Source organism: Dawidia cretensis (assembly GCF_018598175.1).
In the GTDB taxonomy this organism is placed as follows: domain Bacteria; phylum Bacteroidota; class Bacteroidia; order Cytophagales; family Cyclobacteriaceae; genus Ohtaekwangia; species Ohtaekwangia cretensis.
In genome coordinates this window covers 1-243 of sequence record NZ_JAHESE010000247.1, presented here as the reverse complement: position 1 = coordinate 243, position 243 = coordinate 1, and the positions used below count along the sequence as shown (strand labels likewise).

At 51.0% G+C, this 243-nt stretch carries 1 protein-coding gene; it reads left to right on the top strand.

Annotated features, from left to right (window positions below; translation table 11 throughout):
- Nucleotides 1-83 precede the first annotated feature (83 nt).
- Nucleotides 84-243 (top strand): SDR family NAD(P)-dependent oxidoreductase (locus KK062_RS30525; protein ID WP_254088152.1); only part of this gene is annotated, 160 nt, incomplete at its 3' end.

Below are 243 nucleotides of genomic sequence, written 5' to 3'. Positions count from 1 at the left end.
CCAGAATCTGACGCGACCAATCCGCAAGACTCGGGTGGTGATATCTTCCCCGCCAACCGACCTTTACAAAAAATTTCATCCACATGGGAAAGTTAACAAACAAGACTGCATTCATTTCCGGCGGTACCAGCGGCATCGGACTGGCTACGGCACAAGAATTAATCAAAGAAGGAGCACGCGTCATCATCACCGGCAGGTCTTCCGAAACACTAAACCAAACCGTGGCATCGCTCGGTCCTAACG